The following is a 13707-nucleotide window of genomic DNA, read 5'->3' as shown; positions in this document are numbered from 1 at the left end:
TGCCGCCTGGCGGGCCGCGTTCAGGACGAACACAAAAAAGGGGACCGACCAGGTCCCCTTTCTCATGCAGCCAATGCTTACTTGGCGGCGGAAGCGTCGGCAGGCGCCGGGTCTTCCGTTTCTTCCCACGGCAGACCCACCTTCTTGTTGTTGATGCTGAGCGCGCCCTGCTTGAAATGCAGCTGGGTGGAAAGCTGACCCTTGTCCTGAGTAATGAACTTTTCTTGCTCCCACTGCGCCAGCTGGCTGTCCAGCAGGCTGCGGGCCAAGTCTTCCACCTCGGTCATGTTGGGTTGCACTTCGGCAGTCTGGTCCACCATGAACAGCGTGCGCGCTTGCGCAATCACCAGGTCTTCCAGCGTCTGGCGCGGCAGGCTCAGCTTGGCGTCCACTTCAAAGCGCTTGAGGAAGGCCACCGAGTTGCTGAGATCGGCCTCTTGCAAACCATTCAGACCCAGGCTGCCGGTAAGGATGGCCTCGCCCGACGGCATCTTCAGGTAGAAATCGTTGATCACCAGCTTGGGATTGTTGGTCAGCAGCGGAATGCCGTTCTTCTTGATGGTGTCCACATACTGCTTGCGCAACACGGCCGGGTCCACGCCTTCGAACGGAATCTGGCTGATGGCCTGGTCCAGTTTCAGCAGGGTGGGGCCGTGCAGGTGGTTGGCCGAAATGTCCAGCCGCATCGGACCGTAATGCTTGTCGTTGTAGTTGAACTCGGCAAAGTCCAGTTTGCCGCGCGTGTTGACGAATTCGTCCTGCTCGCTGCTGACGATCTGGTACCGGAAGTTCTTCAGCGTGACCGAGGACGGTTTGAATTCGCCGGAGGGGTTGATGAACTCGCCCACGCGCATACGCGTCATCAGGTACACCAGCTCGTTAAGCTTGATGCTGTAAGGAACGCTGTCCTTCCAGTTGAGCTGCACATTGCCGACGGTCAGTTCGCTGGTGCCCAGCTTGATGCCGGTGGCGCCGGGGCGGATGTCGGAAACGTAGCGTACCCCGTCGAAAGCCAAGCTGCCCTTGCTGGAAGCTTCAAGCAGGAAGCCCGGCGAATTGGCGTCGGTCTTGTATTCCTTGTAGCCGGAGGCGTAGTCGAGCTTCATGTCGAAGCCCTTCCACTTCATCTTCACGCCGGACAGGGCTTCTTCGTAGTCGAAGGAGGGCACATTGATGTTCAGCTCGCCACCGCCGCCGAAGCCCAGCCGGTTGATTACCGTGATGGGTTCTTTCTCGCCGAAGAACGTTTTCAGCGTTTTGCGGGTGGCGTCGCTCATGTCGAACTCGGTCGTCACCAGCGCGCGGGCAGGGCGGAAGTCAAAGCTGCCAAGGCCGGGGAAGGGACCGTGCTTCACATGGTTGGTGAAACGGATAGTGGAGTTCAGCAGCGGCTTGAAATTGTCCGGCAGCATGGACTCGTACGGCCCGGACAGCCGGCGGTTGAACACCAGTTCGGTGGTCTCGGTGGAGGAGAACCAGCCGCGTTCGTAGGTGTGGGACTTCACCTGGAACAGCGGCAGGCCGGCCAGCATGCGATGCTGCTCTTCCAGCGTGTCCTCGGCTTTGACGCCGGCCCAGTAGGCCGCCGCGCCGTTGAGCGCCAGCAGGCCGCCAATGGCGGCCCCTGCGATGATCAGACGTTGTTTTGCAAACACAAGCGTTTTCTTGAGTGTGTGGGTCAAGTGAAGGCCCTATGGTACACCAAGCCGGGGCCGGGGCGAACCATGGAAAACAGTCTGACATGGTGGGGTTGATTGTATAAAATGCAGGGTTCATTACGAGATTCGAGGTATTTGGCGCACATGCACTGGTTCAACGGCATTCTGGATCTGCCCTGGTGGGGCAACATCATCGCGGCGCTGGCGCTGACACATGTCACCATCGCGTCGGTCACCATTTTTCTGCACCGCCACCAGGCGCACCGCGCGCTGGACCTGCACCCGGCTCCCAGTCACTTCTTCCGTTTCTGGCTGTGGCTGACCACCGGCATGGTCACCAAGGAGTGGGCCGCCATTCATCGCAAGCACCATGCGCGATGCGAAACGCCGGACGATCCGCACAGCCCGCAGATCCTGGGCATCCGCAAAGTGTTGTGGGAGGGGGTGGAGTTGTATCGCGCAGCCTGCAAGGACCAGGTCATCATGGAAAAATTCGGCCACGGCACCCCTGACGACTGGCTGGAGCGCGAGGTGTACGACAAGCGCCGGGGCGTGGGCATTGTGCTGATGCTTGTCATCGACTTGCTGTTGTTCGGCGTGGTGGGGCTGTCCATCTGGGCGGTACAGATGATGTGGATTCCGTTCTGGGCCGCCGGCGTCATCAACGGCATTGGTCATTATTGGGGCTATCGCAATTTCGAGAACGAAGACGCCTCCACCAATATCTTCCCCTGGGGCATCCTGGTGGGCGGCGAAGAGCTGCACAACAACCACCATACATTCGGCACCTCCGCCAAGCTCTCCTACAAGTGGTACGAATTCGACATCGGCTGGATGTATATCCGCATCCTGGAGATGCTGGGTCTGGCCAAGGTGCGCAGAACCGCGCCGCGCATCGCGCTGGAGGATGGCCGCGACCAGATCGACTTGGAACGCCTGCAGGCCATCATCGCAAACCGCTACGCCATCGCTTCGCGTTATGCCCGCGAATTGAAGGCGGTATGTCGCGCCGAGCTGGAAAACGCCAGTTTGCCGAACGCGGCCGCCTTGCAGCGCAAGATGAAGAAATGGCTGAAACAGGACGCCAAGGACACCAAGGAAGCGGATCGCCGCCAGTTGGACGATCTGCTGGCGCAAAGCCAGGTGTTGGCCACCGTGTACGCCATGCGCCAGGAGCTGACCCGCTTGTGGGAGCGCTCTTCACTGACGCGCGAGCAATTGCTGCAAGAGCTGCAGGATTGGTGCGCCCGCGCCGAGGCGTCGGGCATCGCCGCCTTGCAACAGTTTTCGCTTAATCTGCGTCGTACCGCGCTGGCTTGATCGCAGCGGCGGTCCAATCGTCATTCGCGGCGGACGGCTGGCCCATAGGAGCCGTCTCCGCCGATATCACCCCTGAAAGGAGTTCTCATGAGCCTCTACCGTCACAAGCAAGGCGCCCGTCTGGCCGAAGCCGTGGTGAGCAACGGTCTGATCTTCCTGGCCGGCCAAGTGCCGGAAAACGTTGACGCCGACGCCAAGGCCCAGACCGAGAACGTGCTGGGTCAGATCGACGCGCTGCTGGCCGAGCTGGGTTCGGACAAGAACCGCATTGTCGATGTCACCATTTTCTTGGCGGATCTGGCCGACTACGACGCCATGAACGCTGCCTGGGATGCCTGGATTCCGCAGGGCAATGTGCCGGCGCGCGCCACGGTGCAGGCCAAGCTGGCCAACCCGGCCTGGAAGATCGAAATCAAACTGGTGGCCGCCAGTTAAGCTGGCCGGTCTTCGGCCAACCATGCAAAACGCCATCCGGGAAGGATGGCGTTTTTTCTTGCGTGCGCGGAAGGCCGCTGTCAAAACCTCGCAAAGAAGCTGAGGCGGGGCGGGCTGGCGCAGGCCGCGCTCGGCGTACGGCAAGGAGAGGCGCCGCAGGCTCGGAGGTTTTGTAGCCGGTGTTATTCGAAAGGGCAGGCCAGAAAATCGGGGTGCCCTTCCGCCGCCGCGCTCCAGTTGGCCAGTGCGGGGAAAGAGGAAGCGGCCACGTGTTCCGGCACACGCTCCACAATGAAGCGCCAGGCCACGGCGATGCTGAGACTGGCCTGATCCGGCCGGGCCGCGTCTGGCGGCGTTGTTTGCAGATAGGCCTCCATGCCGGCGCAGGCGGCCAGCAACTGCTCCGCGACGCGCTCCAGCCACGGCGCATGGCGCGCGTCGGCCGGGCGCAACTGGCATTCGTAAAAGGCCTGTACTGCTTTCTCCATGGCGGCCAGCGCCAACCCGGTGCCGTGCAAGCAGCGCTGCCGTTGCGGCAGGCTTTCCGGCGTCAGTCGCCGTTCCGGCGGGGTCAGTCTTTCCAGATAGTCCAGAATCAGGCTGGAATCCATCAATGTTTCGCCGTCGTCGCACACCAGGGTCGGTACCTTGATGACAGGATTGATTTGCCGGAACTCCCGCATGTGGCGAAACACCGACAAGGGACGGTGCTCGCACGGTACGCCCAACAACCGCAAAGAAATCGCCACCCTTCTGACGTAGGGTGAATCGAGCATGCCAATCAGTTGCATATTGCCTCCCCAATAATATTCAAACCGAAATCAGGCCCAGTTTCAGGCCATTTCCTGCGCGCTCTTTTGCGGGCAGGCCTTGCAGATCCAAGCGTCCATCGCCTTCCAGCAAGAGTTTACCGGCAGGCAGCAGCGCATGCTGGCCGGCATGCAGGCAGATATCCAGCCCGTTGATGGTGAGCCAGTGCGAGCCGCTGACGGCGACCGCCCGGCCGGGGTGTGCCATTTGCAGCACCACGAGCTCGTGGCGTTGCAGGCCAAGATGCAGCACATGTTCCATTTGATTTCTCCTCAAGCAGTATTGCTACTATAAGCAGGTGAAATAAAAAGGAAAATTGATGATTTCTGCCGAAATGTGTTAGTTTTTCTTACATGAAAGCCCTGCCGCCACTGGCTGCCCTGCGCAGCTTCGAAGCCGTCGCCCGTCTGGGCGGCATTACCCGCGCCGCCGAAGAATTGCACGTTACCCACTCGGCCATCAGCCAGCAGATCCGCCTGCTGGAGGATATGCTGGGCCTGCCCTTGTTTGTGCGTGAAGGACGCGGTTTGCGCGTGACCGAGGAAGGGCGCTTTTATGCGCTGCAGGTGCGCAGCGGTTTGGGCGAGCTCAGCGAGGCGACCCGGCTGATTCAGGCGCGACCGCGCGAGAGCGATCTGGCGCTGGCGGTGTTGCCCTCGTTCGGCGCGCAATGGCTGCTGCCGCGCTTGCACCGTTTCCAGGCCCTGTATCCGCGTTATCGCGTCAGTATTCGCGCCAGTCTGGATATTCAGGACCTGCGTCAGGGGCTGGTGGATGTGGGCATCCGCATCGGGCAAGGCGACTGGGAGGGCTTGCGTCAGCTGAAGCTGTTTGACGACGAGTTGCTGATGGTGGCGTCGCCCGCCTTCAATGGCGGACGTTTGCCGAAGACGCCGCAGGAAATCATGGCTGGGCCGTTGATCCGTTCGGTGGAAAGCTGGCAGCCCTGGTGCCAGCTGGCGGGCATCGACGAGCCGGGCGAGGCCAGCATGTGGATCAACGATTCCAATCTGATTCTCGGCATGGTGCGCCAGGGTTTGGGCATCACGCTGGAGAGGCGCAGCCTGGTGCAGCGCGATCTGGACAGCGGCCAACTGGTCAGGCTGACCGATATCGTCGCGCCTTACCCCTATCCGTGCTGGCTGGTGTGGCCGGTGCGGGAAAGCGCCCGCGCCAAGCAGGAGGTGTTTACCAGTTGGCTGCAAGGCGAAGTGGCGGATTATCTGGCCGACCTGCGACGCGCCGACGGGCTTGCTGGCTGACGGCAAGCACCGTCTGCGTCAGATTGCAGCGCGGTGATTGTTGCCAGATCCGAAAGCCAGGCGCCATTGCAAGGCAAGGGCGGGGGAGCCAATGGCAAGGCTGTGGAGCAGAATCAATATGAGCTGCTGACAACACGCCTGATGCTGCGTTGCGCCTCCTTGCCGTACTCATTACTGCCCGCGTCGGCGCGCCTTGCCTCGGCCGTGATACTGATTTTTGTCAGCCTTTCTACGTGACATTGAATGACCTAGCTTGGCCGATGGCTTTCTCGGCAGCCTGAAAGCCCCGCTTGGCGGGGCTTTCGGATTATTGACAAGCCGGACGCCGACGCGCTGCTACACCTGATATTGCGCCACGGTCCCCAGAATGCTGCGTGCTTGCTGATGCAGCTCGCGAGCCGCATCGGCGGAACTGCTGGCCGCGGAGGAGTTCTCTTCCGCCATCTGGGCGATTTGCTCCACCCGCTGGGCAATGGCGGTACTGGTGCTGGTCTGCTCGACGATGCTGCCGGAAATATCCTGTACCAGCGCCATCGCTTCACGGGTGTTGCGGCGAATCTGCTCGATGGCCTCGCTGGCCTGACGGGCGCCGTCGGCCTCGCGATTGGCCCTTTCCACCACCACTTCCATGCTGCCTACCGCTTCCTGCGTGCCTTGCTCCATCTTGACGATGACCGAAGATATCTCGGTAGTGGAGCGCGCCGTGCGCTCGGCCAGTTTGCGCACTTCGTCGGCCACCACGGCAAAACCGCGGCCCATTTCGCCGGCGCGGGCGGCCTCGATGGCGGCGTTGAGCGCCAGCAGATTGGTCTGTTCGGCAATGTCCTTGATGATGCCCATCACGGTGGCGATGGTCTGGCTGTCGGCCTTGAGCTGGTCGATGTGGCCGGCGGCGTCGCTGACAGAGCCGGATACCGCATTAATGCCGGCTACCGTGGAGTCGATCACTTTGCCGCCTTCCTGGGCAATGCTGCCGGCGGCGCTGGTCTGGTTGTTGGCTTCCAGCGCGCGGTCGGCTACGTGGTTGATGCTGACCGTCATTTCCTCGATGGCGGCCGCCATAGCGGAGGCCGCCTCGCTTTGCAGTTCGGAGCTGCGGGCGATTTCCGTGGTGTTGGTGGCCATGTTTTCAATCGAGCCGTCCACTGCCTCGATGCCGCGGCGGATGGTGAGGAAGCTTTGCTGCAATTGCTGCAGCAGGTTGTTGAAGGCGGAGGCAGTCTGGCCCACTTCATCCTTGCGCAGTACGGCGACGCGCAGACGGAAGTCCAGCGACTCGCCCACTTTCAGCATGGTGTCGCGGATGCCGGACAGGCTCGCGCGGATGTGGCTGAACAGCTGCCAGCCCAGTGCGACGCAGATCAGTACGCCGCCGGCGATCACGCTCATGGACAAAGCGAAGGCCGATTTATAGGCGGAGCGATTGTCTTCGGCCAACTTTGCGGCGTTCTTGTAGTTGAATTCGATGTGCTCGTTCAGTTGTTGCTGCATGGCGCGGGCACCGGCCGACACCGTGCCGCCCAGCAGCATTTTCTGCGCCTCGGCGTTCTGCCCGTCGCGGGATACCTTCAGCACGCTGTCGCGCGTGGACTGATACTCCTTCATCAGCGCGCGGTCCTTATCCAGCATCTGCTTGTCGCTATCCGAAGAAAGCAGGTTCTTTTCGTAATCCGCCAGCATGTCGTTCATCTTTTTATCGGATTCATCGATGGTTTGCTGGTGTTTGGCTTTTTCATCGGCCGACGCGGCGATGACGTGACGATAGGTGGCCAGCCGCGCGTTGGTCAGGCTGCCTTGCATGGCGTCCAGATTGTGGATGCTTGGGAAAGTATTGGCGTTCATGTAATCGAAGCGCTGGTTGGCGCTGTTGAGTTGCATGAGGCCGGAGCCGCCGATGGCGATGAGGGCCAGCAAGGCGATGCCCAGGGTGATGGCCAGTCGCTGAGAGATGTTCATGGTGATGTCTGCCCGTTTTATTGTTGATTGGCGCGGTGAAATGCCATTTTGTTATAGCGCATTGAATTTGCATGTTTTGGCATGTCAATCGGTCAATCTCGTCTTTAACGTAGGGTTTTGTCTTGTTTTGTCGGTAATGAAAAGGCCATGCCGGCGCAGAACGCGGGCATGGCCGGCAGTGGGCGTGTGGGGGGTCAGGCCAGATCGGCGCGCCGGGGCAGGTCGGGGCCGCGCCGGGTGCAGGTGATGGCGGCGGCGCGGATGGCGAAGCGAACCATGGCGTCGATCTGCGCCTTGTCCAGTTGGCCGATGGCGTCCGGGCGAGCGTGGTCGTGCTCCGCAAGCCAGCACAGCAGGGCAGCCTGGAAGGTGTCGCCCGCGCCGACGGTGTCCACCACGGCAATGGTCTGCGCCGCAACATGCCATTCGCCATGCGCGGCGGAAAACACACTGGCGCCCTGGCCGCCGCGGGTCATGATCACCAGCGGGCAGTTGGGGCTGAGCCAGCGACGGGCGGCTGCTGCCGGCGTGTCTTCCGGGTACAGCAGAGTCAAATCTTCATCGCTGACTTTGATCAGGTGGGCGTGCGCGGCGTGCACCGCCAGCACCTCGCGCCAACGCGCCAGATCCGGCTCGACATTGAGGCGGATGTTGGGGTCCAGCGTGATCAGCCGCTGTTGGCATTCGCGTATTACCAGTGCCTGAAGGGCTTCGGCGGTGGGGGAGCGCACCAGTGAATAAGACCCCGCATGGATGCCCAGAACGCTGTCGTCCAGTGCAGGCAGCTCGCCCTCGGTGAGGCTGGCTTCCGGCGCTTTGTCGCCATAAAAGCTGTATTGCGGATGGCCGGTGGCGTCCAGCCCCACCAGCGCCAGCGTAGTGGGCAGTGCTCGGCGCTTGAGCAGGTTGTCGTCGACATTTTCCCGGCGCAGCACCTCCAGCAATTGTCTGCCCAGATAGTCTTCCGAAATGCCGCCCAGCAGTGCCGAGCGCTGACCCAGCCGGGCCAGGCCGATGGCCACGTTGAAGGGAGAGCCGCCGGGCACGGCTTGATAGCTCAAGCGCGGCCAGGCGGCTGCGTCGGGCTCGACAAAGAAATCAAACAGGGCTTCACCGCAGACGAGAAACATCAGACGCTCCCTTCATGCAGCGCCGCCAGCCAGTTTTCCAGCTTGACCGTATCGGCGGCAAACAGACGGATGCCTTCGGCCAACTTCTCGCTGGCCATGGCGTCGTCGTTGAGCAGGAAGCGGAAACGGCTTTCATGTCTCGCGTCATCCAGCAGGCTGGCGGGCAGCGCATCGGCTGCATCCGGCAGGTCGGCGAAAAGCCGGCGCGGAGCGTCGCCGTCGCTATCGCGCAGTTGTTGCAGCAGGTCCGGGCTGATAGTGAGCAGGTCGCAGCCGGCCAGCGCGAGGATCTGCCCAGTATTGCGGAAGCTGGCGCCCATGACTTCGGTGACGAAGCCGTGTTGGCGAAACAGCTGGTAAATGCGGCGCACCGAGCGCACGCCAGGGTCGTTGGCGCCGGCCTGGGCGGCTTCGTTCCACCCCGTGCCGGCCTGCTTCTTGTACCAGTCGTAGATACGGCCAACGAAGGGGGAAATCAGCGTTACGCCAGCCTGGGCGCAAGCGGCGGCCTGCACCGGCGAGAACAGCAAGGTGAGGTTGCAGTTTATGCCCTCGGCTTCAAGAATGGCGGCGGCCTGAATGCCTTCCCAAGTGGCGGCTATCTTGATCAGTACGCGCCCGCGCGATACGCCGGCGGCGGCGTAGGCGGCCATCAGCTGGCGGGCTTTGGCTACGGTGGCGGCGGTGTCAAAGGAGAGGCGGGCGTCCACTTCGGTGGAAACGCGGCCGGGCACCTTGTCCAGAATCTTCAGGCCGAAGGCGATCAGCAGCGCGTCGATCTGTTCGGCCGCCGGCAGATGGCGTAGTTCGCGCAGCGTGTCTATCACCAGTCCGCGATAGGCAGGGCTTTGTGAGGCTTTGAGGATCAGCGATGGGTTGGTGGTGGCGTCGCGCGGGGTGTATTGCTCCAGCAGCTGGAAGTCGCCGGTGTCGGCCACCACCACGGTATGGGCCTTGAGTTTTTCAAGCTGGTTCATGATGGGACTCAGGATGGGCGCAGCGCCTCTGGGCGCTGGCGGTAAATGTCGCGGAACAGGCGCAACCTGTCTTGCAGGGCGGCGTGACGGTCGGCGCAGGGTTGATGGATGGCTTTGACCGGCGGGCGGGTGCAGACGGCGGCGATATCGCCGCCATCAGCCAGCCAGCCCAGCCGGGCCGCGCCCAGCGCGCCGCCGGCTTCGCCGCCCACATGGGTGACGATGGCGACGGACAAGGCATCCGCCAGCAGCTGCGCCCAGAACGGGCTGCGCGCGCCGCCGCCCACCAGCGACAATTCGGACACATCGCTGCCGGCCGCGCGCAGCGCGTCCAGCCCGTCCACCATGCCGAAGGCCACGCCTTCCAGCACGGCGTAGCCGAGCGCGGCGCGACCGTGTGCCTGGGTCAATCCCCAGAATACGCCGGGGGCGAAGGGGTCGTTGTGCGGGGTGCGCTCGCCGGACAGGTAAGGCAGGAACAGGGGCGCGCTCAATTGCGCATCGGCGTCCAGCGCTTCGATTTCTTGCAGCAGCGTGGCTTCGTCCACGCTGACCAGGCGGCAGAACCAGCGCAGACAGCTGGCGGCGGCCAACATCACGCTCATCTGATTCCAGCGGCCCGGCAAAGCATGGCAAAAGGTGTGCAGCGCCGAGGCCGGATTGGGGCGAAAGCGGTCATCCACCACAAACAGCACGCCGGAGGTGCCCAGCGACAGGAAGCCGTCGCCTGGTTCAACCGCGCCGATACCGATGGCGCTGGCGGCGCCGTCGCCCGCGCCGCCTGCAACGATGACTTCGGCCGACAAGCCCCAGTCGGCGGCCACTGCCGGCAGCAGCGTGCCGGAGGAGGCAATGCCTTCCACCAGCGCCGGCATCTGGCTGCGGCTAAGGCCGGTGGCGGACAGAAGTACGTCCGACCAGTCGCGGCGCGCCACATCCAGCCACAGGGTGCCGGAGGCGTCCGAGGTATCGCACACCTTGCGGCCATTGAGTTTGAAGCGCAGGTAATCCTTGGGCAGCAGCACGCAGCGTGTGGCGGCAAAGGTTTCCGGCTCATGGCGGGCCACCCACAGCAGCTTGGGCGCAGTGAAGCCGGGCATGGCCAGATTGCCGGCCACTTCGTGCAGCTGCGGCGCGTTGACGGTGAGTTCGTCGCATTCGGCCACGCTGCGCAGGTCGTTCCACAAAATGGCCGGTCGCAACACGGCGTCCTGATCGTCCAGCAACACCGCGCCGTGCATCTGGCCGGACAGACCGATGGCGCGCACAGTGGCGAAGGCTTGCGGCGCTTTGTCTTTCAGCCTGGCCACGGCAAGGCAAGTGGCGCGCCACCAGTCGTCCGGGTGTTGCTCGGACCACCCCGCCCTGGGGCGGGACACTTCCAGTGCTTCTCCGGCCACGGCCCGGATTTCGCCTTGGCCGTCCAGCAGCACTACCTTGACTTCGGAAGTGCCCAGATCGATTCCTAGATACATCCCTCTCTCCGAGTGATTCAGTGCTGCGGGACTTCGGCCAACTTGTACCAGTCGTCCACCCGGGTCAGCGCGGCGTCGAGCAGGGCGCGCAGGGTGTCGGTGCCGGCCAGTTCGCCCCACAGCATGGGGTCGGCGGCGTAAGCGCCTGCCACATCGTCGGCGGCCAGCATGCGGCGGCAGGCCGACGCGTCCATGATACCGTCCTGATAGTCGTAGGGAAGGCTCTGCGCCTGCCAGCGCTGCAGAAAACGCAGGAAAAGCGCGGGCAGCACGGCGGTATCCACCGGTTGGCGGCCGGCGGCGACGGATTGTTGCAGCGTGGGCGCGATGAAACCCGGCACTTTGGAGAAGCCGTCCGCGGCCACGCGCTGGTTGCTGTCCAGAATATAGGGGTTGCTGAAACGGTCGAGCACGGTGTCGCGATAGGCGGCGAGATCCAGCGGGCTGGGGCTGAGGCAGGGGATGACGTCATGGGTGACGTAGCGCCATGCCAGTTCGCGGATGGAGTCCACCGCAGTGCTTTCATGGATGTAGCCGAGGCCGATCAGCGTGCCGGCCCAAGCGATACAACTGTGGCTGGCGTTGAGGATGCGGATCTTCGCTTCTTCATAAGGCAGTACCGAGGCCACCATTTCCACGCCTACCGCCTCCAGCGCTGGACGACCGCCGATGAAATTGTCCTCTACCACCCACTGGATGAAAGGTTCGGCCATGATGGCGCAGGGGTCGTGGCGGCCGGTAGCGGCCTCTACCCGGGCCACCACTTCCGGGGTAGGGCGTGGAGTGATGCGATCCACCATGGTGTTGGGCGAGCTGGTGTGTTTTTCCACCCAGGCCAGCAGCGTGGTTTCACCGCGCAGGCTGAGGAATTGTTGCAGGCCGCTGCGAAAGCGCTCGCCGTTGTGGCGCAGGTTGTCGCAGTTGAGCAGGGTCACCGGGGCATCGCCAGCCGCGCTGCGCGCGCGCAGGATGGCGGCAATGGCTCCGTAGATGGTGTTGAGGCCGCCGTTCAGGTCCGCCGCCAGGTCGGCGTTGGCCGTGTCCAGCTGCAGGTGCTGGTCAAGATAGTAGCCGCCTTCGGTCACGGTGAAGGAGATGACGCGCGTACCGGCCTGCGCACCCTTGGCGATCAGCGAGGCCAGGTCGGCTTCCCACGGCAGGATGGTGCGGATGGCGCGAATCACTTCGTAGCGGTGCTCGCCGGCCGGAGAGATGGTTTCCAGCGTGTACTCGCCGTGCTGGGCCGCCAGCTTGTCCAGCAGCGGGGCCATGTCGGCGCGGATGTTGGCCAGCGCCAGCTCCCACGGCGTCTGGCCGTGCTTCTCCAGCTGGTCCAGATACCAGGCCTGATGGGCGCGGTGAAAGGAGCCGGCACCGATGTGCAGCCAGCAGTCGGCATAAGGTTGGCGAGAGTCGCTCATGGTGGATTCCTGTAGGCGTTGTTTTGATGGCGCAGCCGGCCCGCGCCCTGGCTTCGGCCAACAGGGCGGGGGCGACGAAAGGGGTTCAGCCGCTGGCGGGGGCCGGCGGCAAGGGGTTCAGGAGGTCAGCGCGGGGCTGCCGTTGCGGCTTTGCGCCGGCGTGGTTCGCGGCATGGCCAGGCCCTCCTTGTTGAACAGGTGGCAGTGATGGGGTTTGATGCTGAAGCCCACACGACTGCTGTTGGCCACTTCCATGGTGTCGGGAATGCGGCTGACCAGCGGCTCTTCCGAGGCCGGCGATTCGGCGTACAGATAAGAGAAGTCGCCCAAGCCTTCCACGGTGGTGACCGTACCGCCGATGCTCGGGTCTTCACTGTCCAGTTGCAGGTATTCCGGGCGTACGCCCAGCGTGACCGCATCGCCCGGACGCAGCGATTCGCCATTGACGCAGGCGGTCTGGCGGCCGCCGCCCTTGATGTCCACCACCACGTTCTGGTTGTCAGCGCTTGCCACCACGCCATCGATGAAGTTCATCTTGGGCGAGCCGATGAAGCCAGCGACAAAACGGTTGGCCGGGTGGTGGTACAGGGTTTTCGGGCTGCCCACCTGTTCGATGCGGCCAGCGGACAGCACCACGATCTTGTCGGCCAGGGTCATGGCTTCCACCTGGTCGTGAGTGACGTAGATCATGGTGGTTTTCAGATCCTGATGCAGGCGGGAAAACTCCAGCCGCATTTTCACGCGCAAGGCCGCGTCCAGATTAGACAGGGGTTCGTCAAACAAAAATACCTTGGGCTCGCGGGTGATGGCGCGGCCAATGGCCACACGCTGGCGCTGGCCGCCGGACAAGGCTTTGGGTTTGCGGTCCAGCAGATGGTCGATGTGCAGGATGGCGGCGGCCTTGGTCACGGCCTTGTGGATTTCTTCTTTCGATTTGCCGGCCAGCTTCAGTCCGAAGGCCATATTGTCGTACAGGCTCATGTGCGGGTAGAGCGCGTAGGACTGGAACACCATGGCGATGCCGCGCTTGGACGGCGGCACGTCGTTGACGCGTTCGTCGCCGATGGCCAGATCGCCGCCGCTGATGTCTTCCAGCCCGGCGATCATGCGCAGCAGGGTGGATTTGCCGCAGCCGCTGGGGCCGACGAAGACGACGAATTCGCCGTCGGCGATGTCCAGATTGATGTCGCGCATCACTTCCGGGCTGTCGCCGTAGCGCTTGCTGATGTTCTTCAGGGTAACGCTTGCCATGATGGGGTTCTC

Annotated in this window: 12 protein-coding genes; 3 read left to right on the top strand and 9 right to left on the bottom strand. The window is 63.1% G+C overall.

The window, feature by feature from the left end; translation table 11 throughout:
* Positions 1-77 precede the first annotated feature (77 nt).
* Positions 78-1655, bottom strand: a complete 1578-nt coding sequence (locus Q0P52_RS05150) for a YdgA family protein (RefSeq protein ID WP_293764387.1) — start codon at positions 1653-1655, stop codon at positions 78-80.
* A gap of 147 nt (positions 1656-1802) precedes the next feature.
* On the opposite strand from Q0P52_RS05150, the gene Q0P52_RS05145 reads away from it, so the two are divergent.
* Together Q0P52_RS05145 and Q0P52_RS05140 are read left to right on the top strand one after the other, a co-directional pair.
* Positions 1803-2978 (top strand): fatty acid desaturase, encoded by a 1176-nt coding sequence (locus Q0P52_RS05145; RefSeq protein ID WP_293764384.1) that lies wholly within the window; start codon positions 1803-1805, stop codon positions 2976-2978.
* A gap of 87 nt (positions 2979-3065) precedes the next feature.
* Entirely contained in the window at positions 3066-3413 is a 348-nt protein-coding gene (locus Q0P52_RS05140; protein ID WP_293764381.1) for a RidA family protein, read from the top strand.
* A 182-nt stretch (positions 3414-3595) separates the two neighbouring features.
* On the opposite strand, the gene Q0P52_RS05135 is transcribed toward Q0P52_RS05140, so the two are convergent.
* Positions 3596-4204 (bottom strand): glutathione S-transferase, encoded by a 609-nt coding sequence (locus tag Q0P52_RS05135; RefSeq protein WP_293764378.1) that lies wholly within the window; start codon positions 4202-4204, stop codon positions 3596-3598.
* Positions 4205-4223: 19 nt separating this feature from the next.
* Entirely contained in the window at positions 4224-4484 is a 261-nt protein-coding gene (locus tag Q0P52_RS05130; RefSeq protein WP_293764375.1) for a hypothetical protein, read from the bottom strand.
* 92 nt (positions 4485-4576) lie between these two features.
* Between Q0P52_RS05130 and Q0P52_RS05125 the strand changes: the two genes are divergently transcribed.
* Positions 4577-5485 (top strand): LysR substrate-binding domain-containing protein, encoded by a 909-nt coding sequence (locus Q0P52_RS05125; RefSeq protein WP_293764372.1) that lies wholly within the window; start codon positions 4577-4579, stop codon positions 5483-5485.
* 336 nt (positions 5486-5821) lie between these two features.
* On the opposite strand, the gene Q0P52_RS05120 is transcribed toward Q0P52_RS05125, so the two are convergent.
* The 6 genes from Q0P52_RS05120 to ugpC form a co-directional block, all read right to left on the bottom strand.
* Positions 5822-7441: a methyl-accepting chemotaxis protein gene (locus Q0P52_RS05120; RefSeq protein WP_293813674.1), complete on the bottom strand. Its 1620-nt coding sequence runs from the start codon at positions 7439-7441 to the stop codon at positions 5822-5824.
* A 194-nt stretch (positions 7442-7635) separates the two neighbouring features.
* Positions 7636-8571: a carbohydrate kinase gene (locus Q0P52_RS05115; protein WP_293765776.1), complete on the bottom strand. Its 936-nt coding sequence runs from the start codon at positions 8569-8571 to the stop codon at positions 7636-7638.
* Positions 8571-9548 (bottom strand): transaldolase, encoded by a 978-nt coding sequence (gene tal / locus Q0P52_RS05110; RefSeq protein WP_293765777.1) that lies wholly within the window; start codon positions 9546-9548, stop codon positions 8571-8573. The genes Q0P52_RS05115 and tal overlap by 1 nt, the downstream gene beginning before the upstream one ends.
* 8 nt (positions 9549-9556) lie before the next feature.
* Positions 9557-11023 carry a xylulokinase gene (gene xylB, locus Q0P52_RS05105; RefSeq protein WP_293765778.1) on the bottom strand — a complete coding sequence of 489 codons (1467 nt, stop codon included), beginning with the start codon at positions 11021-11023 and terminating at the stop codon, positions 9557-9559.
* A 17-nt stretch (positions 11024-11040) separates the two neighbouring features.
* Entirely contained in the window at positions 11041-12444 is a 1404-nt protein-coding gene (gene dalD, locus Q0P52_RS05100; protein WP_293765779.1) for a D-arabinitol 4-dehydrogenase, read from the bottom strand.
* A gap of 117 nt (positions 12445-12561) precedes the next feature.
* Positions 12562-13695, bottom strand: coding sequence for a sn-glycerol-3-phosphate ABC transporter ATP-binding protein UgpC (gene ugpC / locus Q0P52_RS05095; RefSeq protein WP_293765780.1), 1134 nt, complete (start codon positions 13693-13695; stop codon positions 12562-12564).
* Positions 13696-13707: the final 12 nt, after the last annotated feature.

The organism is uncultured Aquitalea sp., assembly GCF_945957525.1.
Classification (GTDB): Bacteria; Pseudomonadota; Gammaproteobacteria; order Burkholderiales; family Chromobacteriaceae; genus Aquitalea.
This window is presented reverse-complemented; position numbering and strand designations above follow the sequence as displayed.